This window comes from Empedobacter sp. UBA6745, assembly GCF_002453775.1.
Classification (GTDB): Bacteria; Bacteroidota; Bacteroidia; order Flavobacteriales; family Weeksellaceae; genus Empedobacter; species Empedobacter falsenii_C.
This window is the reverse complement of record NZ_DKHL01000026.1, coordinates 156714-180570: the sequence shown is the minus strand read 5'-3', so window position 1 is coordinate 180570 and position 23857 is coordinate 156714. Positions and strand designations below refer to the sequence as shown.

Below are 23857 nucleotides of genomic sequence, written 5' to 3'. Positions count from 1 at the left end.
AAGCGAAGAGTTTTTATCTCTTCGCTTTTCTTTTTACAAAAAATTGATAATGATATAAAGTTAATCAATAGTTGAACAATTAATTATCTTTTAAAAAATTCATAAATTAGTGGAGATTAAACGCAATTTATGGAAGAACACCTGCCAAAACTCATTACCGATCTTGGATTAATTCTATGTGTAGGCGCTGTGACGACGCTTATTTTCAAACGTATCAACCAACCTCTTGTTTTAGGTTATATTATTGCTGGTTTTTTGGTTGGGCCACATTTCGAATATATTCCGTCCGTTGCAGAAGAACATAATGTGGAGATTTGGGCGAAAATTGGTGTTATATTTCTGCTTTTTAGTCTTGGATTAGAATTTAGTTTCAAAAAATTGCTCAATGTTGGTGGCTCTGCCTCAATCACTGCAATTGTTGAAATTATTTGCATCGTAACCGTTGGTTATTTTGTTGGTCGATTTATGAATTGGTCTACAATGGACAGTATTTTCCTCGGCGGTTTATTAGCCAGTTCTTCTACAACCATTATTATTAGAGCGTTTGATGAATTAGGTTTAAAACGAAAAAAATTCGCGAATGTCGTTTTCGGAATTTTAATTGTAGAAGATATTGTGGTCATTTTATTGATGGTTATGCTTTCTACAATGGCGGTTAGCCAGCATTTTAACGGAGCAGAAATGATTAATTCTTTCGTTAAATTAGGGTTCTTTTTGGCGGTATGGTTTATTGGAGGAATCTTTATTATTCCAACTTTTCTACGTTCTATCAAAAATTATTTAGATGATGAAACCTTATTAATTATCTCAATTGGGTTATGTCTTGGAATGGTTTATATAGCTGATAGCGTAGGTTTTTCAATAGAATTAGGTGCATTTGTAATGGGTTCTATTCTCGCTGAAACTGTTTATGCAGAAAAAATCGAACATAATTTTCAATCTGTAAAAAATCTATTCGCAACAATTTTCTTTATTTCTATTGGAATGATGATTGATCCCGTTTCGATGTACGAACACAAATGGGCAATTTTGATTGTGACCTTGTTGACGATTTTCGGAAAGTTAATTTTTACCACTTTAGGTGCTATAATTTCAGGACAACCGCTAAAACAATCCGTACAAGTAGGAATGAGCATGGCACAAATTGGTGAATTTGCTTTCATCGTTGCTGGTTTAGGACTTTCTCTTGGTGTAACAAGCGACTTCTTATTTCCTGTTGCAGTCGGTGTTTCAGCAATTACAACATTTACAACACCCTATTTAATTAAATCATCGGACAAAGTTTACACTTTATTGGAAAAAGTTCTTCCGCAAAAATTCATTCAAGGTGTTGAAAATTATTCATCTGATACTCAACACATTCAAAACGAAAATAAATGGAATAAAATCATCAAGCAAACGGTTTCTACAATTTTCATCAATGGAATAATCATTATCGCAATTACATTGATTATCAAAAGCTACGTTTTATTCTTATTAACCGACTGGTTTACCTATTTTGGCGCAAGTTTGGTCAGTCTTACATTAACATTTGTATTGTGTATTCCATTTATTTGGGCAATTATTGGAAATCGACCAAAAAGGGAAATCATCAGAGAGTTTTGGGATGAATCTAATTACAATCGTGCACCAATTATCGCAATTATTTCTATCCGTTTAACTTTAGTTGTAGTTGCTGTAATCTTTATTTATAATCAATTTTTCTCAAGTACAATTGCCTCAATTATTTTGGTTATTGGATTATTGATTACAATGTATTTTCTTTCGAAATATTTCAATCAATTTTACAATTATATTCAAACAAAATTTATTTATAACTTAAATGAACGTGAAATTCTAACTAAAAAAATTGAAGAGAAAAAGAAACAAGATAAATTTCAATATACTTGGGATAACACGCATATTTCGGATATGATTGTTCCTCAAAATGCCAATTTTATTGGTGTTCCTTTGGGTGAATTGGATTGGCGAACAAAATTTCAGATAAATATTGCGTATATCAAACGTGGCGATCGAATTATTCAGACTCCAAATTCTGAATCTGTTTTATATCCTTTCGATAAAATTGGAATCATTGGAACGGATGAACATATTCAACGATTTGAGAAATATTTGCAAATTATTGGCGAAACTCCTCCAGAAAATACAGATCTTAAAAATACAGATAATTTTACGTTAGATAAAGTAGTTATTCCGAATGATTTTTGTGTTTTGGAACATAAATCAATTGGTTGGGTAAAAGATACGGCAAAAGGAATTGTGGTTTCGATAGAGCGCAATGGAAAAATGATTCACAATCCTGATCGAAATGTACCCATTGAATTGGGCGATTATTTGACAATTGTTGCCGATAAGAAAAACTTAAAAAACTTTATTCAGGAGTATCATTTAAAATAAAGCGAGTAATTTTGCAAGATGCAGCGTAAGATTATTCACATCGATATGGACGCTTTTTATGCTTCTGTTGAACAACGAGATTTCCCCGAATTAAGAGGGAAATGTATTGCTGTTGGCGGAAATGAAGAACGTGGTGTGATTGCTACCGCTAGTTACGAAGCTAGAAAATATGGCGTCGGATCTGCAATGTCTTCTGTTGTTGCAAAACGTAAATGTCCACATTTGATATTTGTAAAACCTCGATTTCAAGTTTATAAAGAAGTTTCGAATCAAATTCGTGAAATATTTCTTGAATATACTGATTTGGTTGAACCTTTATCTTTGGATGAAGCTTTTTTGGATGTAACAATTAACCATAAAAACATCGAAATCGCCACAGATATTGCAAACGAAATCAAACAAAAAATAAAAGAACGAACAGATTTGACTGCTTCTGCAGGTGTTTCTTTCAATAAATTTTTAGCTAAAATTGCTTCGGATTATAACAAACCTGATGGACTTTATGTGATAACACCTAAAATGTCTGAAAATTTTATTGATCAATTACCAATCAAAAAATTTCATGGAATTGGAAAAGTAACTGCAGAACGTATGCAAATGATGGGCATTCATACAGGTTTGGACTTGAAAAACCTAGAATTAGAAAAACTGTTACGGGAATTCGGGAAATCAGGTAAATACTATTACAATATTGTTAGAGGATTAGATTTTAGAGAGGTCAACCCTACTCGATTGCGAAAATCATCTGGTTCAGAAACAACTTTTAGCAAAGATTTAGAAACCTTAGAAGAAATGCAAATCGCATTATTTCCACTAATAGAAGATGTTTGGAACTTTTCTTTAAAAACATCAATTTACGGAAGAACAATTACTGTAAAAATAAAACACAATGATTTTTCGGTTACTACAAAAAGTAAATCAGCTTCATTTCCAATTAAAAATAGAGAACTTTTTGATCTTATTTGTTATGATTTATTATGCGAAGGTTACTCTTCAGAAAAACCAGTTCGACTATTAGGTGTTGCTATCTCTAATTTATCCAATAATCAAAAAAAATTCGGAACTCAACTCGAAATTCCATTTAGAGAAATTATATAAATTCTTCAATATAATTTAACAATTCCGAAATAATAAAATACAAAATATTGATTTACATATTTTTAACAATGTTTTAAATCGATACATTTTATTTTCTTATTAGATCTATTAAATTGTTTTTTTTTCTTAGTTGTAGACACTTTGAAGATACATAAATGTTTTTCATTCTATATTTATTTATGACATTTGTACCAACAAACAACATCGTTTGTAACGCTTTTAAGATTACTAACCAACACCAAACTAAAAAGCTATTTTGATAAATCTAACCAGTTTATCAAAACAACCTAAACCAATATTACTTATCTAAACCAAATTAAAAAATCCATCTCAAAAATTGAGATGGATTTTTAGTTTTATTTATTTGAAACTAGAATTAGTTTTTAATCAATTTCTTTGTAATAGTTCCATTACTTGTTTCAAATTTTAAGATGTAAATACCTTTTGGTAAATTATCAGTGGAAACTGTTCCTTTTTGACCATCAAATTTTACATTAGAAGTTGAAACAACTTTACCTGTCATATCAACAATATCAACTTTGATATCATTTTTAATAGATTTATCTACAATGTAAACTACATCCTTAGCTGGATTAGGATACATTTGGAAAGTAGATTGGTTAACATCAGAAGTAGCTAATTTACAATTTAACTCTTCGACTGGTGGCATATCAAAAGCTTCTGTTCCATCTGTTCTACTGTTAGAACTTCCTTGTTTAGCGCTATAACCTAAACCACGAGCTGAAAATGCTTCCCAAATTTCACACTTATTAACTCCATTGTTTAATTGTTCGTCAGCTTTAAGAATAGCATCACGTCCATCTACAAATCCAGGAGAACAAGGTTGTAACTTAAGACCTGTCATTACTAATTGTATAGCCATATTATTACCAGCTTTACCATTATATAAATCTGGAGAGAAACCATATTTATTAACCATTTTCCAGTTTAAATCCCAAAGCATAGAAGCCCATACGTAACCAGTATTGTGAGGAGAATCTGAATTACCATAAGTTTTTAAGAATCCATATCTAGCAGGATTAACTGTCATATCAGTCGAATAAACTGTAGGACGAATTCCAACACCTTCTTTCTTTTCACCTACAGCAAATGTTCCTATTCCTCTTTTAGTAGTACTTATATCAGATGGCAATTGAGTAATCATCAATCCAAAGAAATCCGACCAACCTTCACCCATTTGTTCAAGATTATTCAAACAGTTAGCATTTGTGATTGGACCAGTCAAACGATTAGAAATTCCATGTCCATATTCATGTGCAATAATTCCGTTATCTAAACTTCCATCAATAAATGATTCATCTGGTTTTAATAAAGATCCATTAACGACTACTTTATTTTGCAATTCTTGCATAATTGCATCTCCATCTGCTTTACTAATAGAAATTGCTGGAATTGTAATTGTTGTATCATCTCCAGACATATTAATCATCCCATCTACATTATTTACAATAATAGCAGCTTTAGCTCCAGCATTCTGAGCATTTTTTACTTTTATAGCAAAAGAACAATCTCCACGGTATATAATTGCTATCTTATCATTTACTTCTGCAGCATTTGTGATTGTCCCACAACCATCATAAGGCGTACCTGTTGTTTCACTTTTTAAAATTAATGCAAGATCTCCAGTTAAAGCAGTAGAAGTTAATGTACCTCCCCAAGTAGGAACAGTAGCTTGATAACTACCAGCTATATTAGCAGGACTATTAATAATTAATGGTTCTGGAGTTTTATTCCATAAGTACATTGCCATTCTTGGAGATCTTCCGTCTGCAGGTGTAGCAAAAGTAGCATTGTTAGTGTACCCTAACGACACTCCTGTTTGTGCCAAGGCTACAACATCATCATTACCTGTTCCTCCTTTATCAAAATTAACTTTTTGAAAATTTCCATTAGCCTCTGTAAAACCATAATTATAGAAAATATCATGCATCATATTGTTCATATAGAACAAATTAGTAGTTGCCCCTTCCCAATTAGTATAAGGATGGTTAGACAAATTCATTGGAAAATCAAAATTTAAATCATTTCCTCCATCAGCATAATCAGTATCTTTGATTGTTACTGTATTTGATATAGAATTATAAGTCTGATATCCTTTAGAATCATGATCTCTAACAGCTCTTACATTGTTTCCTTCTGTTCTTGTTTTTACAGTTGATTCTGCTGTGTTATGCCAACCATTCGGTGAAGCAGTTACATTTGAAACAGAAAGATCAGCAAATGATCTTCCTCCACGATTAGGAGCCTCTAAAGGTAATTGGTAAACATTGTATTGCGGTGACGCTACATTATTAACATCAGCATATAACCAATCCCAATCAGCTTTATTAAATGTAGCTAAATTCTCATTATGAAAAGCTCCATGATCAAAACCACAGCTTAATGTATTGTTATGTTTTTCTAAAATTGCACCATTCATTGCGTTAACAATAACATGCATGATATCATTATGGTTATCTTTTACCAATTGATAACTAAACGCATAACTTAGAATTGCTTGGTTTTGGTTATTAATATAATAAACCAATTCTGAAGAATCATCTTTCGAAAAATATACACCATTTTGGTCTATTTTTGAATCTGAAAAAGCTTTTAATCCTTCTGATTGAGCTACTTTATTTAAAGCCTCGTTAAAATTTAAAGATGGAGAAATATCTGCATTCTTTAATGATATATTAAAATTTTCTGATGAAGTTTTAGAAATAACTTGTTTATCCTTTATTATATATGTTGAATAACTGTTATAAATTGGAATACCTTGGAAAGTTCTTTGTGTGTAAACCCTTTGATTAAGATCATCATTAATTGTTTGAGCAAATTTATACTCAACATTACCTGCTATGGCCTTTGCTTCATAATTATCTACAATTTGCTCTGCCGTTTGGGCATAAGCAGACATAGATAAAAGAAACGCAGAAAATATCAGCGTTAAATTTTTCTTCATTATATTTTGTGTTAATTAATTATGAAACTAAATTAAGTAATACATTTTAAAGAAAAAATTTGGAAATTAAAATCGATTTAACTAATATAAAAGGCCAGACTAATCTGACCTCATCATTTATTTTTCTAAATCTTTATATACTTTTCGAATAATTCCGTCCGAAAGTCCAATTTTCGGAACATGAATTTTCTTTGCATGCGACCATTTTAGTACATTATTATAAATTTCTAATGCATAAACCACCACATCAGCGCGGTCGGGCTTCATATTGAAATTCTGCATACGCTGTTCCGCAGTCATTGTTTGTAAAATTTGATAATGTTTTTTCACATAAATACTACTCAAAGGCATTCCTAGTTTTACGCCAGAATATTTGTATACATGGTTGATGTTTCCACCAGAACCAATTAATTCTACTTCATCATGACCAATGTTTTCATGAATCCATTCTTTCATTTCGTTAAAAGTATTTGGCGAAACTTTATTTTCTAACAAACGTACAGTTCCTACTTCAAAAGATTTTGACGTAAAAACCTTATTATCTTTTAATAACGTTAATTCGGTACTACCACCACCAACATCTACATACAAATAGATTTTTTCGTCTTGTATAAAATCACCTAATTCCGTATTAAAAAGTAATTCAGCTTCGGTTTTTCCATCAATAATTTCGATGTTAATTCCAGATTTTTTCATCACTTTTTTTACAACATCTTTTCCGTTTTTTGCTTCGCGCATGGCAGAAGTTGCATAAGCTTTATAGATTTCAATATCATAAACCTTCATCATTAATGCATAAGACAACATAGCATCACAAATACGATTTATATTTGTTTCGGAAATTTGTCCATCAATAAAAACGTCGTGTCCCAAACGAATTGGCATCCTCACAATACTGGTTTTATTAAAAATTGGCGCACGACCTTCTTCTTCGTAAACATAATTAATCAACAATCGCATGGCGTTAGATCCAATATCTATTGCTCCTAATTTTCTAATCTTCATTTTCTTGTTCGTTTAATTTTTTAAAATATTCGTAGGTCGTAAACTGAGAGCGGTTCGGTTTTTTATTGTTTCGTTTGTATTCTAAAGAAGATTCAGCCGTTATTTGGCGACCTTTTACATTATCTTCAAAACTCAAATTAAACGTATCCATAACGATTTTTTTGAATTTATGATCGTAAATCGGGCACGCAACTTCTACACGATTATCCAAATTACGCTCCATCATATCTGCCGACGAAATATATACTTTGTCATCACCCGCATTCTTAAACCAATACACACGTGGATGTTCCAAAAATTTATCAATAACGCTGACACATTCAATATTTTCGGAAAGATTTTTAACTCCAGGAATCAAACAATTAATTCCACGCACAACCAAACGAACTTTTACTCCTTTTTGAGAAGCTTTATACAATAAATCAATGATTTGTTTATCGCTTAAACTGTTCAGTTTCATATTAATTTCTGCAGGTAAACCAGCTTGATGATTTTTGATTTCTCGTTTAATCATCTTGACAATTTTTTTACGCGTTCCATAAGGTGAAACCAATAAATGATTGTACGTTAAGTTCAAATAATTAGCTCCGAAAAATTTAAAAATCTGTTCAACATCCTTTGTTATTCCCGGATTAGTTGTAAAATACGTATAATCTGTATAAATTTTTGCTGTTCCTGCATGAAAATTTCCTGTACTGATAAACACATATTTCTGTGCCAACATTCCTTCTGGTTTACGCTCGATATAACCAATTTTCGAATGTACTTTCAGTCCCGGAACCCCAAAAATAACATTCACACCAGCTTCTTGCAATTTTTTCGACCACATCGCATTATTGGATTCATCAAATCGCGCGCGAAGTTCCAAAACAGCAGTTACTTCTTTTCCGTTCATTGCTGCGTTTATCAATGAATGCATCACTTGAGAATCTTTTGCAACACGATAAATAGTAATTTTTATTTTGGTTACTTTCGGATCAATTGCGGCTTCACGAAGAAATTTTAACAACAAAGAATAATCATGATAAGGCGCCATCATCATTTCTTCATTTTCCGTAAAAGCTTGAAAATAACTGTTATATTCAAAAGGTTTTTTCTGAATAATTGGCTTTATTTTTTCATACGTTAAATTAGGAATATCAAAACTTGGAAAGCTCATCAAATCTCGTTTGTTGTGATATTTTCCACCCGGATTGATACTATCATATTCGTCTAATCGTAATTTTTTCAAGAAAAATTTCAACGTATCTGGTGCAATTTCAGCATCATAAACTAATCGTACAGGAACACCTTTTTTACGATTTTCTAAACTATTAATGACTTTTTCTAATAAACTATGTTCCAAATCATTATCAAAATCAAGTTCGCTATCTCGGGTAATTTTGATGGAATGCGCTTCAATTGTTTCAAAATCAAACATCTTGAAAATATCTTTCAAATGAAAACGAATAATATCTTCCAAATACATGACATAGGTATTTTGATCATACTTTGGAAGCACAATAAAACGCGAAAATAAATGCGTTGGAACAATCAAAAGTGCATATTGAACTTTGTCTTTTAATTGCATTTTTACCGCTAAATAGAACGATCCATCGCGTAAAGGTGGCGCTTTTTTGATGTCATCTAAAATAAAAACTCCAACTGTATGGATAAATTCGTTGTAAAAATATTCGGAAATAAATTCTAAATAATTCTCAGGAATTGATTTATCATCAATCACAAAAATATTGTGATTCTCTAATTCTTTGAATAATTGATTATGCAAATCATCGTACTGAACGCGCTGTTGACGCACAATTTCATTGATTTCATCGATCAATTCTTCGTCCGTTTGATCTGGTACAATATTTTGATAAACGATTTCTACATCTTTGAACTGTATCGAGCGCAAAATTGTAGAATATCGAACCGAATAAAATTCATCTAAATTGTTTGAATAAATTCCTAAAAAACGAATTCGTTCTAACAACGGAACTGTTTCGTCAGAAGCTTCTTGCAACACGCGCGCATTGAAAGAAAGCCAACTGATTTCGCGGTTTATATATTTTTTCATTTAATTTCTTTAGGTAAAATTATTTTTATAGTTTTTCCTTTTTGTATCGATTTCCAATCATCAGAATCAAACTGTATCCAGACAAATCCAGAAGTCGAAAGATTGTAAATCATATCATTTCCTAACTGATTGGTAATATCTGTAAACGCAGGATTATGTCCAAAAATAAGAACATTTTGCAATTCATTATCCAAATTTCTAATCCATTTGTCTAATAAATAATGCGAAAAAGTATACAAATCATCTTCGATATGAATGGTTTGATTAGGAAATAAAATAGGTTTGACAAGTAGAGAAGTTTCTTTTGCTCGAACTGCTTTGCTCGAAAATATTTTATCAAATTTCAATTCAAAATTTTGATGAATATAATTCGCTATTTTCTTCGTTTTGAATTCACCAATCTCTGTGATAGAACGAAATTGATCTGAAACATTTTCGTTCCATTTACTTTTTGCATGACGCATTAAAAACAAATTTTTCATAACGCAACGAGTTTAAAAAGAAACAGTAGTTAAATCTAATCATTATCTAACGAAAAGACTTAACTACTGTTGTATTTTTTTAGGATTATTTTCTAAAGATTACCTTCGTAATTCTTAAAATCATTTTTTACCCAATCTGGCAATTCCATTGATTTTTTCTCTTCCATATCGTACATTACTTGTGTACTTTTTCCGATACAATGAATAACATCTTCGCCATTTTCGCTTTTACTTGTGACAATATATTCAAAATCGAAACTCTTGTTTCCTAATTTTGATACACGCACACCAATACGAGGATCTATCGCATTTGGACGTAATTCTTTTTGGTAACTTGCTTCTATATGCGCAATAACAAACATGTGATGCGTCCACTGCCATTTTTTGCTCGAAGCCATCATATAATAGGCTCTACCAGTCTGAAAATATTCGAAATAAAATACGTTATTTACATGACCAATTGGATCAAAATCGCTCCAACGTGGTTCTAAAGGCTTAAAGAATTTAAAGTTTTCTATACTCATTTTTAATTGGTTTTTAATAATAATTAATCTTCTGGATTTGGATCAATAAATTCGTATTTGTACAATTTGACTAACCAAAAGAATACTGAAAATAAGATTGGTCCAAAAATAATTCCAATAAATCCGAATAAATTTATTCCAACGATTACTCCAAAAATAGTAATTAATGGATGAACATCCGCCATTTTTTTCTGTAAAACTAAACGAATCAAATTGTCTGATAATCCAACAATAACAAAACAATAAATCAATAATCCGATCGCTTGTCCTGTATCACCGCTTGCAAGTAAAAATAGTCCAAGAGGTACATAAATAAGTGCGGCACCAACGACAGGCAACATTGCAGCAAAAATGGTTAAAATAAACCAAGTAAACGCATCATCTACACCAAATATAAGATATCCAATGTAGGCAATTATTGCTTGTAGAAAGGCTGTTAATGGCATTCCGACAGCATTTGAAATAACTAAATCTTTCAAATCTTTGTTCATTTTGACTAAATTACTTGTTTTAAGCGGAATTGTTCTGTAAAACCAATTTTCAAGTTTTTGATGGTTCATCAACATAAAATACAAAATAAGGAAAGCAACACCCAACTGAACTGTCATATCCATTGAAGCATTCAGTGTTTTTTCTAATAATTTCCCTCCAACTTGTGTTATTTTTTCAATATTTGTTGCGCTAAAAACATCAATATGAAATTTGATTTGCAACATTTCAATAATTTTATTGACATCTTTTTTAATTTGAGCTGTGTCATTTAATAGCACCATTACTTTATTCGTTAACATTTGAATTAATAAATAAAGTGGTCCTATAATTAGAATTGCACTACTAATCATTAAGACAATTACACTTCCTAATTTGTTCCATTTTTTTACTTTAACTAGCCATTGCAAAGGATTTAGGAGCAAAACGTACAAACATAAAGCGCCAAGAAAACCAGGGAAAAATGCTAAAAGATTTTTGGTAATTAATCCAAAAACTAAAAGTATTATTGCAATAAATGCTAACTGTAACAAGATATTGTTAGAAAGATAGTGTTTATTAGAGTTCATAGGTATTTATTTGTTTAATAACAGTTGTTGATATTTCGTTATCAAATTCAATGCTAAAAATAGTTAATTTCTATAAACTTTTCTATTTTTAGACGTTGAATAAAATTTTACACATGAAAAAAATAGTTGGTTTAATCTTATCCGTTTTGACGATGACGACATATGCGCAAACGAAACAAGACAAAGTTGTTTTGGTAATTCATGGTGGTGCTGGTACAATTCTGAAAAAAAATATGACACCCGAAAAGGAAAAAGCATACCGAGATGCTTTAGCTGAATCTTTGACAAAAGGTTATGAAGTTATCAAACAAGGTGGCGAAAGTGAAAATGCGGTGATAGAGGCCATAAAAGTAATGGAAAATTCGCCTTTGTTTAATGCAGGAAAAGGAGCGGTTTTTACACATGAAGGTAAAAATGAATTAGACGCTTCGTTGATGATCGGAAATACAATGCAAGCTGGAGCTGTGGCTGGAGTTACAACGATTAAAAACCCTATTTTAGCAGCAAAAGCTGTTTTACAAAATTCTGCTCATGTAATGATGGTTGGAAAAGGTGCTGAAGAATTTGCTCAAACTCAAGGTTTAGAAATTGTTGATCCAAGTTATTTCAAAACGGAAGAACGCTGGAATTCTCTTCAAAAAGTTTTGGAAAAAGATAAAGAAAAAATGGAATTAGACCACGATGCTAAAACACAAGCGTATGTTCCATTCAATTTTGTTGACGAAAAATTTGGTACAGTTGGCGCAGTTGCTTTGGATAACAAAGGTCATATCTCGGCAGGAACTTCGACGGGCGGAATGACAAACAAACGTTTTGGGCGTGTTGGTGATTCGCCAATTATCGGAGCTGGAACCTATGCAAATAGCGAAGTTGGTGTTTCGAGTACAGGTTGGGGCGAATATTTTATTAAAGCTGTTGCGGCATATGATGTTGCAGCTTTGATGAATTACAAAAAACTTTCTTCGAAAAAAGCTGGTGAAGAAGTTATCAAAAAAATTGGTGATTTAGGTGGCGATGGCGGAATGATTATTTTAGATAAAAATGGTCAAGCAAGTTTTCCTTTTAACACTGCCGGAATGTATCGCGGAAGTATTACGCAATCAGGTAAGATAACTATCGAAATTTATCAATAAATTTGGAACACATTTTAAAATAAAGATATACAATACATGATAAAACAAATTTTACTTACAGCCACTGTTGTTCTTGCAAATTTTGCAACAGCGCAAGTAACCTCTATGATTAATGATAAAAATGTAGATGCTTCGACAAAAGTATATGGAATGGCTCCTTTAAGCGATGAAACAAAGGCTTATGAGAAGTTTAATTTTATGTTAGAAAATGCAGCGGCTATACAATTAGGAAAACCAATTTTGGAGTATGGATATCAATCGTCTACTTTCCAAGCGCAAGAAAATGGAGTGATGATTTATATGGTAAAAGATAAGAAAATTGTCGATCAATGGTTGGTGAATCCTGCGTTGTACAATGTTTTTCATGACGGAATTCCTTATTCTTTTGATGCTGATAAATTAGCTGTTCTTGCTGATAAATATCCGTTGATTTATAAAGAAGAAAAACGTCAATATAAAACCGAAAAAGAATATCAAAAACAGCGTCCAGCCTTGTTTGCGGATTCTTATAATTTGATTATTACAGAACCAGATTTTACATACGAAGGATATTTTGATGTGCAATTTCCACAAAACGAACAATTCAAAAATTCTGAAGCTGCGATTGCTTATTTAAAACCAATTGTAGAGAAATTGACAAAAAAGAAATTTGATATAAATTATACAATTACTGAAAAAAATATTTTAGATCGTACACAATTTACAATAACAGTTGCAGGAGAAGAAAATATCTATAAAAAAATAAAATTAGATAATCTGCAAAAAGGAGATTGGCAATCATTAAGTTATGAAGCTTCGATTTTCCGAAAAGCAAATTAATAGAAAGAAAAGGTTTTTGAAATAATCAAGAACCTTTTTTTTATCCACAAAGATTCGTAATTTGACTTTTTAACTCAAAGAAATATGAATTCTAACTTCTATAAAATATTACAACACTCAAAAGAAAATCAATCAATTATTGCCGTTTACAATGATCCCGAAGGAGACAATTTTTGGGCTGGATATATTTTAGATTTTAATGACGAATTTTTTACAATGCAGCACATTTCGAAATATGGTAAAAAAGATGGGATTTTAATCGAACCTTATTTCAAAATTAGTCGAATAGATGTTGATGATTACTGCAAATGTCTCAATTATTTAAAAGAACATCACACCGATTTGGATCAAGAAAATCCAATTACATTTAATGCAACAGCAGAAGAAAATTGGGTTCGTCAAATTTTAGGCGAAATAAATGATCAAACCGAATATGTTACACGTATTCAATTAAATAACAATAGTCGTTTTGCAGGTTTTATTCGAAATTTAACTGAAGATGATTTTGAGTTGAAATGTATTGGTTCGGAAGGAACAGACGAAGGTTCTTTGTATTTTCAGGTTGATGATGTTTCGTCGATTCGTGTCAATGATTTAGAAGCTCGTCGAAGATTATTTTTTTATAATTATCGCCGTTCTATCGACTTTTTTGATGAATAATTTTTATCAAGAAAAACGCAAACTACAACTTAAATTATTAGGAATAAAATTTGATTAGATTTTGATGAAAAATATCGTTTTTTATAAAGCATCAAAGCCTTTATTTTGCACGATTATTAAAATCTACTTATGAAATATACTTCTGCAACAGAAGCTGTAAAAGAAATCAAATCTGGCGATCGTGTTTACGTTCATGCAGCTGCGGCTACGCCTACATTTTTGGTGTCAGAATTATCGAAGAGAGCGCATGAATTGAGAGATATAGAATTTTGTCATATTCATACAAGTGGAAATGCAGAATATGCAAATCCTGCTTATAAAGACTCATTTTTTGTCAATTCTTTTTTCTTAGGTGCTAATGTTCGTCACACGATCAAAGAAGGAAATGGTTCGTATTTACCGATTTTCTTTAGCGAAATGGGAAAAGTGATTCGAACTGAATTGAATGTTGATGTTGTTTTAATTCAGATTTCTGAGCCAGATTCTCATGGTTATTGTTCTTTAGGGACTTCTGTGGAGAATATTAGAGCGGCAATTGAGACTTCTCGTGTGGTTATTGCGCAAGTGAACAAATATATGCCACGCACATTTGGTGACGGAATTTTACATATTTCGACTATCACGCATTTAGTAGAACATCATCAACCGTTAGATATCTTGGATAATGGAAATATTACAGATGAAGAAGCTAAAATTGGGAATTATATTGCTGAATTAATTGAAGATAAAAGTTGTTTACAATTAGGGATTGGTTCTATTCCAAATGCAGTTTTGAATAATTTGAAGAATCATAAAGGTTTAGGAATTCATACCGAATTATTTTCAGATGGAATTGTTCCATTGGTTAAATCTGGCGTGATTACAGGCGAACACAAAAAATTATTAAAAGGTAAAATTGTTTCGACTTTAGCGCATGGTTCACAATTATTGTATGATTTTATTGATGATAATCCTGGCGTAGAAATGCGCGATGCTTCTTTTACAAATGATCCTGCTAAGATTAGTCAGAACAATAGAATGGTTTCGATTAATTCGGCTATTGAGGTAGATGTTACGGGACAAGTAAGTGCAGATTCAATTGGTTCGCGAATATTTTCTGGTGTTGGAGGACAAGTTGATTTTATATACGGATCATCTTTAAGTAAAGGTGGAAAATCGATCATTGCATTAACGTCAACAACAGCAAAAGGTGCAAATAAAATAGTACCATTCCTAAAACAAGGTGCGGGAATTGTGACGACAAGAGCACATGTAAATTATATTGTAACGGAATATGGTGTTGCAAATTTATTCGGAAAAAATATTCGACAACGTGTAAAAGCAATGGCTGAAATTGCGCATCCAGATTTTAGAGAACAAATCGAAAAAGAATATTTTGAAGCGATTTCTTCTTAAAAATATGATATTGATAATTTAATGAAAATACAAAAGCCTTCTAATTTAGAAGGCTTTCTTTATTTTTAGATAAAAATATTTTTAATCTTATCCATTTACAGCTTCAACGTTGTCTACAACATCAGGCATCATTTGTTTTAAAATTCCTTCGATACCATTTTTAAGCGTTGCTGTAGAAGACGGACAACCAGAGCAAGCACCTTGCAATAACATTTTAGCTGTACGTGTTTCTTCATCAAATTCAATTAATTCGATGTTTCCACCATCATTTGCAACTGCTGGCTGAACATATTCATCTAAAATAGCTTTGATTTGCTGCTCAACAGAAGAAAATTCTTCGGCAGATTTTACGACAACATGTTCAGGAGCTTCTGTTGTGAATTCGTAAAATTCATCAAAAACAGGACCTCCAGCTTGTAAATAATTGGTAATAAATGAACGAACATCCATTGCCCAAAGTGACCAATCTTCTGTTTCATTTTTTGTTAAAGAAACATAATTATCAACAATAAAAACTTCTTCTACAAAAGGATATTCTTTGTAAATCGCAACAGCTAATGGAACTCCAGCAGCTTTTTCTCTCGATTTTATTTCGATGATTTCTGGCGCTAACATAGAATTTGAAACGAATTTCATCGCAGCAGGATTAGGCGTCATTTCTGCATAAATAGAAATAGGAGCCTTTTTCATTGGCGCTAAAATTGCGTTTTCTTCTAAATGTTCGTTGATAATTTCTTTCAAATCTTCAGTAACATCAGCCCAATCAACTGCATCTATTTTTTCTATCGCAACAAAATTCGCTGTGATAAATATTTTTTGAATAAATGGTATAGTCAATAAAACTTGCGCTAAAGGAGATTCGGTAGCTGTAGATTCTTTATCGAATTCCACGCCACCTTGTGTTAAAGTCTCGTCACAAACGAACTTCATCACGTTATTATTTGGTGTAATTTCTTCGTATACTCTCATAGTCGTACAAAAATACGCTATAAAAATGTATCTTTATCATTAGAATTATAGATTTTGTTATGGCAATAATTAAAGAATTAAATGGGCACACACCAAAGTTCGGTGAAAACTGCTTTTTAGCGGATAATGCGGTAGTTGTAGGAGAGGTAGAAATGGGAAACGATTGCTCAATTTGGTTTTCTGCAGTTGTGCGTGGAGATGTACATTATATCAAAATGGGAAATAAAGTAAATATTCAGGATAATGCAACAATACATGCGACGTATCAAAAATCGCCAACAACAATTGGAAATAACGTTTCGATAGGGCATAATGCAATTGTACATGGTTGTACAATACACGATAATGTTTTGATTGGAATGGGCGCAATTGTGATGGATGATTGTATTGTTGAATCTAATTCTTTGATTGCCGCTGGTGCGATTTTAACCAAAGGAACGCATGTAAAAGAAGGGGAATTATGGGCTGGAATTCCTGCTAAAAAAATTAAAGATGTTCCAAAGGAATTGAAAGAAGGCGAAATAGAAAGAATCGCTAATAATTATTTGATGTATAGTAGTTGGTATAAATAAAAGAAAGCTCAGTTTATAACTGAGCTTTTTTATTTTAACCTACTTTAACTTACAAATCGTAACATTTTTTTTAAATTTGTTTAAAATAGTACGCAATGAAATATTTATTCATCGGATTTTTAGGGCTATTTATAGCTTGTAATGCGCAAGAAACTAAGAAAGTTTCTAAAAAGCAAAACATTCATCAAACAACAAAAACACCTCAAAAAGTGAACAAAATTTACGATTATACATTCAAGGATATCAATGATGACGATTTTAATTTCGCTGATTTGAAAGGAAAGAAAATCTTAATTCTTAACACAGCTTCAAAATGTGGTTACACACCTCAATATGATGCTTTAGAAAAGTTATATCAAGAATATAAAGATCAAGGTTTGGTAATTGTTGGATTTCCTTCAGACAATTTTGGAGGTCAGGAATTTGATAACAACGAAGAAATTGCAAGTTTTTGTAAATTAAATTATGGCGTAACTTTTCCTTTGATGTCAAAAAGTGATGTAATTGGAAAAAATCAAAATGAAATTTTCAAATTCTTAACAAAAAAATCATTGAACGGAAAATCTGACAATGATGTAAAATGGAATTTTACAAAATTTTTGATTAACGAAGACGGAACTTTAGAGGCTTCTTATGCTTCAAAAGTAACTCCAGATTCAAAAGAAATAATAGATTGGTTAAATAAATAGTAAATGAAGTTAGATATTCTTGCAATTGGAGCGCATCCTGATGACGTAGAATTGGGATGTGGAGGAACACTTGCAAAAGAAATTAAAAACGGTAAAACGGTTGGTATTCTTGATTTAACAAAAGGAGAATTAGGAACTCGTGGTACCGATGAAACGCGCCGTGTAGAAGCAAATGATGCCAAAAACATTTTAGGCGTTGCTGTGAGAGAAAATCTTGGAATTCCTGATGGTTTTTTCTTGAATGATAAAGAAAATCAGTTGAAAATTGTCGAAATTATTCGCAAATATCAACCTGATATTATTTTGAGTAATGCGCCTCACGATCGCCATCCAGATCATGGAAAAGGTTCGGATTTAGTGAATACTGCTATTTTCTTATCAGGTTTACCAAAAATTGAAAATGGATTACCAGCTTGCCGTCCCAAAAAACACTTCCACTACATTCAATGGTTACCTTTAGAACCTCATTTTGTGGTTGACATCTCTGGTTTTGTAGATACAAAAGTGGAAGCTTGTATGGCGTATAAAACGCAATTTTTTGATCCAAATTCGAGCGAACCTCAAACGCCAATTTCATCGAAAAACTTTACTGATTCTATCCGATATCGTGCGTATGATTTAGGAAGATTAATCGGAACTGAAGGTGGAGAAGGATTTATTTCGCGAAGTTACATTGGCGTAAATAATTTAGATTCTTTAATTTAGAAATAAAGGTGTAAAAAACCTTTATTTTTTTGTCAAAATTATTTGCAAGTACCGATTAATAGGCTATATTTGCAGTCCAATTGAGAGATTAAATAAAAGTTAATTTCGCAATAAAAATGGTGATTGTAGCTCAGTTGGTTAGAGCGCCGGATTGTGGTTCCGGAGGTCGTGGGTTCGAGACCCATCATTCACCCTAAAAACTTTAGAATTAGTTTCAAAAGAAATTCAAACCAAATGGTGATTGTAGCTCAGTNNTTCGAGACCCATCATTCACCCAGATTAAATCTCAATTTCAGTAGAAGTTGGGATTTTTTTATTTGATAATTTAATGTTATTTTTATTAAAGACTTAATAATTAACATGATGTTATTCTCCATTTTATTATTAATAGCAGTTCCTATACTCTTTTTTATCTATTATGTAATTGAAGATTATAGAGATGGAAATAAAGAAAAACTATACATTTTTCTAATTCTTTCTTCTCTATTATTAATATTTATATTATTCTTATATAATGTAGATGATAGTCCTAAAGACGGAGATAACACTGAACCTGCAACATCATTTTCTCCAACCAAAGAAGAAATCTACAAAATACAATTTGGTAATTTTCCAGATTCTACAAATATAAAAGTATTAGAAGGTCATTATTGGGAGTCTGCACATTGGTCTTATGAATACAAAACATTTTTAAAATTAAACGTAAAAAAAGAATGGATAGATAAACAAATTGTAAAAAAACAATTAAAAATCTATTCCAAAAAAGACCCATTACCAGAACTTAACAATCCACCAAATTGGTTCGCCCCTTCTAAAAATCATATAATATATTTATCAGCTCAAAGAGGTCAATCAAATTATAGAATTTATTATGACTCAATTTCAAAAGAAGTTTTATATTTTGATATGCAACTATAAATAGTTATTCAAAATGAAAAAATATATCTTTTTAAAAATTCAGCTAATATCCTTTCTTATTGGTTATTCAATTAATGCTCAAATTATCAATATAACGAGAAATGATTCTATTAATTTAGAAAAAAAGAGTGTGTTAAAAGATGGAAATCTTTCATTTTATAAAAATGAATATACACTTACTCTTTACCACAAAGAAAATATTTCTTATAATAAGAAAAACGGTTACAAATATTATACAATTGCTGGAGGAAAGAAGTATTGTGATAAATGTAAAAAAGAAAAATATACATTTAATATAGAAAATATTCCAAACCTGAAATCAAATCAGCTTGAAATTTTCAATATAGATACTTTATTTGAAAATCTTAAAAAATATCAATTTTCTTATGGATACTTTTATATCAACAATGTATATTATAAAAATTTAGGAATGCCAATTGAATGATTTAGTACTTTAATTCATCAACCATTTAAACCAAATCAATATGTACATATTAAAACATATATTAATTATCATAGCTACAATATTCATTTTTACAATACCAATAATATCTTTTATGAGCTATTCAACTTCAGATTGTAGTATTAGTAATTTTTGGTGTATTGGTGATTTTCTATATACTTACTTATTGACATCAGTTCTCATGATTAGGTTAGTTTATCCATTTTTAATTATTATTTTATTCTCAATTGCTTATAATTATCTTTTCAAAAAATATTTTCATAGAAAAAACAGAATCATCGTCTCAATATTTTATGCCTTAATACTTTTAGTACTCGGATTTAGTATAAATGTATTTATACTTGAGGAAAATGAATTCAAAAATTACACTACCATTGCGCTAATATTTATTCCTACACCTTTAATTATTGGATTTTTAATGGATAAAATAATGTATCTCACACACAAAGAACACTTTGAAGATCTGTCTAGAGAAAACTATAATTGATAGTAAATATTATTTTAATTCAAAAACCCATTTCTCCTTAAATTTACCAAAACATTCAAAATGAAAAAATCATCAATATTCTTGGGATTGATTGCTTTTGCTGGAGTTTTAAGCTCTTGTTCAACTCAAAAAACAGCAGCAGAAACAGCTCAAACCTCAACAGAAGTGACAAAAGAATATGCATATCAATCATACGCAAAGGTTCCGTTAACAACAGATATATCACATTTGACACAAAACGAAAAAGAAATTTTACGTTTAATGTTCAAGACAGCTTATATTATGGATGATTTATTTTGGCAACAAGCTTATGGCGCTAAAATAGATTTGATGGACGAAATAAAAGGTGAAGCCAAAGAATATGCAAAAATAAACTATGGTCCTTGGGATAGATTGAATAACGAAGCTCCTTTTATAAACGGTATTGGAGCAAAACCTGCTGGTGCAACTTTCTATCCAATTGATATGACGAAAGAGGAATTTGAACAAGCAAATATCAAAGATGGTAAATCGCCCTACTCTATTATTCGTCGTAACCGTGAAGGTAATTTATATTCAATTCCATATAATGAAAATTTCAAAAATCAATTATCAAAAGCTGCTGATTATTTAAATCAAGCTTCTGAATTAGCGGAAGATGCTGGACTTAAAAAATATTTAAAATTACGCGCTGCTGCTTTGATGAGCGATGATTTCTATGCAAGTGATTTAGCTTGGATGGATATGAAAAATGCGAATATTGATATGGTAGTTGGTCCTATCGAAAATTATGAAGATCAATTATTTGGGTACAAAACTTCTTATTCTGCATATATTTTAGTAAAAGATATTGAATGGTCGAAGAAATTGGCAAAATTTGTTCAATATTTACCAGAATTACAGAAGAATTTACCTGTTTCTGCAAACTACAAAAAAGAAGTTCCTGGAACTGATTCTGATCTTAATGCCTATGATGTTGTGTATTATGCGGGAGATTGTAACGCTGCCGGAAAAACAATTGCGATTAATTTGCCAAATGATGAAAAAGTTCAACTGGAAAAAGGAACGCGTCGTTTGCAATTAAAAAATGCTATGAAAGCAAAATTTGATAAAATTCTAGCGCCTATTGCAACTGCTTTGATTGATGAAAGCCAACGGAAAAACATCAAATTTGATGCATTCTTCTCTAATGTCATGTTTCATGAAGTGGCTCATGGTTTAGGAATCAAAAATACGGTGAATGGAAAAGGTTCTGTTCGTGACGCTTTGAAAGAAGCCAATTCAGCTTTAGAAGAAGGAAAAGCTGATATTCTTGGTTTGTATATGGTCAATCAATTATTAAAAAAAGGTGAATTGACAGGAACACAAGAAGATTATTTTGTGACTTTCTTGGCTGGAATTTTACGTTCAGTTCGTTTTGGAGCGAGTTCTGCTCATGGGCAAGCGAATATGATTGCGTTCAACTATTTTGCTGAAAATGGTGCTTTCGAAAAAACAGCAAATGGTCGTTACAAAGTAAATGTTGCTAAAATGGAAAAAGCAATGAATGGTTTATCAGAATTAATTTTGACACTTCAAGGAAATGGAGATTATGATGGTGTAAAAAAATTATATGCTGATAAAGGAATTATTCACGACGATTTACAAAAAGATTTAGATGTCTTGAAAACGAAAAATATTCCAGTTGATGTTGTTTTCGAACAAGGTCCTAAAATGTTGGGGTTGTAAAAAAAAATGATATTAAACAAAGAAGCGAACCAATTGGTTCGCTTTTTTGTTTATCATCTATTTTATTTTTCTATTTTTATAAAAAACTAAATTAACATTATGAAAAAATTAATAGCTATTTTGGGTTTATTTGCAATTATTTCGTGCAACGAAGACGAAATTATCATTCCCGTAGAAGATTCACCTACTGTTAATGGAATTTATACATATACTAATACTAGTCCTTTTACAGATTACAAGTATTATAAAGGGCCAGACGGAGAAAATCATCCCTCAGAAGCCTTAAATTTTCTAAAAACACATTGGCCTACATATAATGAAAGTCCATACAAAAGTATTGAATTGAAAAAAGATTCTGTAATTATTACAAGTATTGATGATGAAGTTGAACGACTAAAAAGTGCATATAAAAACGACTTATTAATTGTAAATTATGATACATTAGAATTTGTTTTCGGTAAAGTTGATAAAAAAACTAACACATTCCATGTCTACAGAAATTACTTTGCTTTTAATATCATTTCTAAAACGAATGGATCTTCAGCTAATGTAGAAGGTGATTTTTTTGGATTGTGGTCTGATGCAGATTTTTTTCCAAGTCTTGTTAATTCACCAAAAGATTTTACTCATAAAGATGAATTTTTATTTTGGGGAAATATATCTCATAATTTTAAGAAAAAATAAAGAATTTAATATATTAAAAAAGGTGAACATCATTTAATTAAAATGATATTCACCTTTTTATATTATCACTTCTCTAAAAAAGTTTCAAACGCTTTTTCGAATTCTTCTAATGTGATTAAATGTGTCATTTCAGCATCGAAAATTTGTTCGATATTCCCGTTTTGTTTTTGAAGATTTTCTACAAATTCAATCTGAAATTTTGGTTCGATCACATCATCTTTCAAACCTGTAAAAATTAAATTAGATTTTGTTGGAACTCCTTTTAATAATTGTTCTGGCAAAAATGGTTTTAAACGTTCTACCGCAATTACAGCAGGATTAAACATCAAAACTGGAACATTTAATAATAATCCCAAATAATAACTTATCATTCCGCCTAAACTTGTTCCTGCAATAAATTCGATTGGTTCTTTTGTAAAATATTCAACCAAATCTTGAATCAAAGTTGGAGCATTATCATAATCAATTGATGGTGCGTAACATTCTCCCAAAGAGTCTAAATATTCTCTCTTTTCATCTGTTACAAAACCTTGGTAGCCGTGTAAGTATGCAAATTTCATTTGTTTAAAATTTTATTTTTTTATTAATTTTTGTTGAATCAAAGGAAATTCATCTTCAATTCTTTTGTTGTCTTGGATATTATCATAATCATTATCACCGTATTCAAGTCCAACATTAATAAAACTAATTAGTATTGCTTTTTCATCATTTGTTAAATTATTTATAGTTTTTAAAAACTCATCTTCTCCAATCATATAAATAATTTGCGTTAATACATAACCTAAATCATAAGCACTTTCTCCTTCGACAGTATTAGATAACACTATAAAATCTCTAAAAGCATCTGATTCCATTCTAAAAGCTGAGTCAATAATTCCTTTTAACTTCCAAGACATTAAATCAGATCTATTGTTAATTGAATACGGAATTACTACTTTTCTATATTCTTTAACAGTACAACTTATTGTAAAAATAAGAATGCTTATAAATTTTATAGCTATATTCTTAATCATAAATTACAATTAAAAAGTAAAAGTACTAAAAAACCCTTTCCGAAAATTTCAGAAAGGG

22 protein-coding genes and 1 tRNA gene are annotated in these 23857 nt (G+C 30.8%); 14 read left to right on the top strand and 9 right to left on the bottom strand.

Annotated elements, in window-relative coordinates; translation table 11 throughout:
- The first annotated feature begins 129 nt into the window (after nt 1-129).
- Both B4H69_RS08485 and dinB read left to right on the top strand, forming a co-directional pair.
- The gene (locus tag B4H69_RS08485; RefSeq protein ID WP_280045377.1) at nt 130-2397 is read left to right on the top strand and encodes a cation:proton antiporter; all 2268 of its coding nucleotides are present in this window, start codon (nt 130-132) and stop codon (nt 2395-2397) included.
- 18 nt (nt 2398-2415) lie between these two features.
- A complete protein-coding gene (gene dinB / locus B4H69_RS08480) occupies nt 2416-3495 on the top strand; it encodes a DNA polymerase IV (RefSeq protein WP_280045376.1) in 1080 nt (359 codons plus the stop codon).
- 376 nt (nt 3496-3871) lie between these two features.
- Here the strand turns inward: dinB and B4H69_RS08475 are convergent, their stop codons facing one another.
- From B4H69_RS08475 to B4H69_RS08450, 6 genes are all read right to left on the bottom strand, one after another.
- Nucleotides 3872-6460 carry a T9SS-dependent M36 family metallopeptidase gene (locus B4H69_RS08475; RefSeq protein WP_280045375.1) on the bottom strand — a complete coding sequence of 863 codons (2589 nt, stop codon included), beginning with the start codon at nt 6458-6460 and terminating at the stop codon, nt 3872-3874.
- Nucleotides 6461-6577: 117 nt separating this feature from the next.
- Nucleotides 6578-7465: a Ppx/GppA phosphatase family protein gene (locus B4H69_RS08470; RefSeq protein ID WP_180904763.1), complete on the bottom strand. Its 888-nt coding sequence runs from the start codon at nt 7463-7465 to the stop codon at nt 6578-6580.
- Complete coding sequence (gene ppk1 / locus B4H69_RS08465; protein WP_180904764.1) at nt 7455-9521, bottom strand: polyphosphate kinase 1; 2067 nt, start codon at nt 9519-9521, stop codon at nt 7455-7457. The genes B4H69_RS08470 and ppk1 overlap by 11 nt, the downstream gene beginning before the upstream one ends.
- Nucleotides 9518-10003 (bottom strand): SixA phosphatase family protein, encoded by a 486-nt coding sequence (locus tag B4H69_RS08460; RefSeq protein WP_180904765.1) that lies wholly within the window; start codon nt 10001-10003, stop codon nt 9518-9520. The genes ppk1 and B4H69_RS08460 overlap by 4 nt, the downstream gene beginning before the upstream one ends.
- 92 nt (nt 10004-10095) lie before the next feature.
- The gene (locus tag B4H69_RS08455; RefSeq protein ID WP_180904766.1) at nt 10096-10527 is read right to left on the bottom strand and encodes an acyl-CoA thioesterase; all 432 of its coding nucleotides are present in this window, start codon (nt 10525-10527) and stop codon (nt 10096-10098) included.
- A gap of 23 nt (nt 10528-10550) precedes the next feature.
- A complete protein-coding gene (locus B4H69_RS08450; RefSeq protein WP_244957951.1) occupies nt 10551-11585 on the bottom strand; it encodes an AI-2E family transporter in 1035 nt (344 codons plus the stop codon).
- Between the two features lie 113 nt (nt 11586-11698).
- Here B4H69_RS08450 and B4H69_RS08445 point away from each other — a divergent pair, with 113 nt between their 5' ends.
- The 4 genes from B4H69_RS08445 to B4H69_RS08430 all read left to right on the top strand — a co-directional run bounded on the left by B4H69_RS08445 (nt 11699) and on the right by B4H69_RS08430 (nt 15592).
- A complete protein-coding gene (locus B4H69_RS08445) occupies nt 11699-12718 on the top strand; it encodes an isoaspartyl peptidase/L-asparaginase family protein (RefSeq protein WP_114999768.1) in 1020 nt (339 codons plus the stop codon).
- Nucleotides 12719-12754: 36 nt separating this feature from the next.
- A complete protein-coding gene (locus B4H69_RS08440; protein WP_180904767.1) occupies nt 12755-13537 on the top strand; it encodes a hypothetical protein in 783 nt (260 codons plus the stop codon).
- An 84-nt stretch (nt 13538-13621) separates the two neighbouring features.
- The gene (locus tag B4H69_RS08435) at nt 13622-14197 is read left to right on the top strand and encodes a hypothetical protein (RefSeq protein WP_180904768.1); all 576 of its coding nucleotides are present in this window, start codon (nt 13622-13624) and stop codon (nt 14195-14197) included.
- 129 nt (nt 14198-14326) lie between these two features.
- Nucleotides 14327-15592: an acetyl-CoA hydrolase/transferase family protein gene (locus B4H69_RS08430; protein WP_180904769.1), complete on the top strand. Its 1266-nt coding sequence runs from the start codon at nt 14327-14329 to the stop codon at nt 15590-15592.
- A gap of 87 nt (nt 15593-15679) precedes the next feature.
- On the opposite strand, the gene B4H69_RS08425 is transcribed toward B4H69_RS08430, so the two are convergent.
- Nucleotides 15680-16561 carry a NifU family protein gene (locus B4H69_RS08425; protein WP_038333605.1) on the bottom strand — a complete coding sequence of 294 codons (882 nt, stop codon included), beginning with the start codon at nt 16559-16561 and terminating at the stop codon, nt 15680-15682.
- A 59-nt stretch (nt 16562-16620) separates the two neighbouring features.
- On the opposite strand from B4H69_RS08425, the gene B4H69_RS08420 reads away from it, so the two are divergent.
- The 8 genes from B4H69_RS08420 (at nt 16621) to B4H69_RS08385 (ending at nt 22786) form a co-directional block, all read left to right on the top strand.
- A complete protein-coding gene (locus B4H69_RS08420) occupies nt 16621-17133 on the top strand; it encodes a gamma carbonic anhydrase family protein (protein WP_180904770.1) in 513 nt (170 codons plus the stop codon).
- Nucleotides 17134-17228: 95 nt separating this feature from the next.
- A complete protein-coding gene (locus B4H69_RS08415) occupies nt 17229-17822 on the top strand; it encodes a glutathione peroxidase (RefSeq protein WP_180904771.1) in 594 nt (197 codons plus the stop codon).
- Between the two features lie 3 nt (nt 17823-17825).
- A complete protein-coding gene (gene bshB1, locus B4H69_RS08410; protein WP_291093491.1) occupies nt 17826-18527 on the top strand; it encodes a bacillithiol biosynthesis deacetylase BshB1 in 702 nt (233 codons plus the stop codon).
- A gap of 118 nt (nt 18528-18645) precedes the next feature.
- Nucleotides 18646-18721: transfer RNA gene (locus B4H69_RS08405), tRNA-His, on the top strand.
- Nucleotides 18722-18887: 166 nt separating this feature from the next.
- Nucleotides 18888-19445 carry a hypothetical protein gene (locus B4H69_RS08400; protein WP_180904772.1) on the top strand — a complete coding sequence of 186 codons (558 nt, stop codon included), beginning with the start codon at nt 18888-18890 and terminating at the stop codon, nt 19443-19445.
- Between the two features lie 13 nt (nt 19446-19458).
- Nucleotides 19459-19890: a hypothetical protein gene (locus B4H69_RS08395; protein WP_180904773.1), complete on the top strand. Its 432-nt coding sequence runs from the start codon at nt 19459-19461 to the stop codon at nt 19888-19890.
- A gap of 565 nt (nt 19891-20455) precedes the next feature.
- Nucleotides 20456-22102, top strand: coding sequence for a dipeptidyl-peptidase 3 family protein (locus B4H69_RS08390; RefSeq protein ID WP_291093488.1), 1647 nt, complete (start codon nt 20456-20458; stop codon nt 22100-22102).
- Nucleotides 22103-22201: 99 nt separating this feature from the next.
- Nucleotides 22202-22786, top strand: a complete 585-nt coding sequence (locus B4H69_RS08385; RefSeq protein ID WP_038332172.1) for a hypothetical protein — start codon at nt 22202-22204, stop codon at nt 22784-22786.
- Between the two features lie 65 nt (nt 22787-22851).
- Here B4H69_RS08385 and B4H69_RS08380 read toward each other — a convergent pair whose 3' ends face one another.
- A complete protein-coding gene (locus B4H69_RS08380) occupies nt 22852-23346 on the bottom strand; it encodes a YqiA/YcfP family alpha/beta fold hydrolase (protein WP_291093486.1) in 495 nt (164 codons plus the stop codon).
- Between the two features lie 12 nt (nt 23347-23358).
- On the bottom strand, nt 23359-23799 hold the full coding sequence (locus tag B4H69_RS08375) for a hypothetical protein (protein WP_291093484.1): 441 nt from the start codon (nt 23797-23799) through the stop codon (nt 23359-23361).
- Nucleotides 23800-23857: the final 58 nt, after the last annotated feature.

Coding starts and splice junctions, on each gene's coding strand:
- B4H69_RS08390 (WP_291093488.1), top strand. CDS start 20,456: ATGAAAAAATCATCAATATTCTTGGGATTGATTGCTTTTGCTGGAGTT.
- B4H69_RS08440 (WP_180904767.1), top strand. CDS start 12,755: ATGATAAAACAAATTTTACTTACAGCCACTGTTGTTCTTGCAAATTTT.
- B4H69_RS08375 (WP_291093484.1), bottom strand. CDS start 23,799: ATGATTAAGAATATAGCTATAAAATTTATAAGCATTCTTATTTTTACA.
- B4H69_RS08450 (WP_244957951.1), bottom strand. CDS start 11,585: ATGAACTCTAATAAACACTATCTTTCTAACAATATCTTGTTACAGTTA.
- B4H69_RS08420 (WP_180904770.1), top strand. CDS start 16,621: ATGGCAATAATTAAAGAATTAAATGGGCACACACCAAAGTTCGGTGAA.
- B4H69_RS08470 (WP_180904763.1), bottom strand. CDS start 7,465: ATGAAGATTAGAAAATTAGGAGCAATAGATATTGGATCTAACGCCATG.
- B4H69_RS08400 (WP_180904772.1), top strand. CDS start 18,888: ATGATGTTATTCTCCATTTTATTATTAATAGCAGTTCCTATACTCTTT.
- B4H69_RS08385 (WP_038332172.1), top strand. CDS start 22,202: ATGAAAAAATTAATAGCTATTTTGGGTTTATTTGCAATTATTTCGTGC.
- B4H69_RS08455 (WP_180904766.1), bottom strand. CDS start 10,527: ATGAGTATAGAAAACTTTAAATTCTTTAAGCCTTTAGAACCACGTTGG.
- B4H69_RS08475 (WP_280045375.1), bottom strand. CDS start 6,460: ATGAAGAAAAATTTAACGCTGATATTTTCTGCGTTTCTTTTATCTATG.
- bshB1 (WP_291093491.1), top strand. CDS start 17,826: ATGAAGTTAGATATTCTTGCAATTGGAGCGCATCCTGATGACGTAGAA.
- B4H69_RS08380 (WP_291093486.1), bottom strand. CDS start 23,346: ATGAAATTTGCATACTTACACGGCTACCAAGGTTTTGTAACAGATGAA.
- dinB (WP_280045376.1), top strand. CDS start 2,416: ATGCAGCGTAAGATTATTCACATCGATATGGACGCTTTTTATGCTTCT.
- B4H69_RS08395 (WP_180904773.1), top strand. CDS start 19,459: ATGAAAAAATATATCTTTTTAAAAATTCAGCTAATATCCTTTCTTATT.
- B4H69_RS08445 (WP_114999768.1), top strand. CDS start 11,699: ATGAAAAAAATAGTTGGTTTAATCTTATCCGTTTTGACGATGACGACA.
- B4H69_RS08425 (WP_038333605.1), bottom strand. CDS start 16,561: ATGAGAGTATACGAAGAAATTACACCAAATAATAACGTGATGAAGTTC.
- B4H69_RS08415 (WP_180904771.1), top strand. CDS start 17,229: ATGAAATATTTATTCATCGGATTTTTAGGGCTATTTATAGCTTGTAAT.
- B4H69_RS08430 (WP_180904769.1), top strand. CDS start 14,327: ATGAAATATACTTCTGCAACAGAAGCTGTAAAAGAAATCAAATCTGGC.
- B4H69_RS08460 (WP_180904765.1), bottom strand. CDS start 10,003: ATGAAAAATTTGTTTTTAATGCGTCATGCAAAAAGTAAATGGAACGAA.
- ppk1 (WP_180904764.1), bottom strand. CDS start 9,521: ATGAAAAAATATATAAACCGCGAAATCAGTTGGCTTTCTTTCAATGCG.
- B4H69_RS08485 (WP_280045377.1), top strand. CDS start 130: ATGGAAGAACACCTGCCAAAACTCATTACCGATCTTGGATTAATTCTA.
- B4H69_RS08435 (WP_180904768.1), top strand. CDS start 13,622: ATGAATTCTAACTTCTATAAAATATTACAACACTCAAAAGAAAATCAA.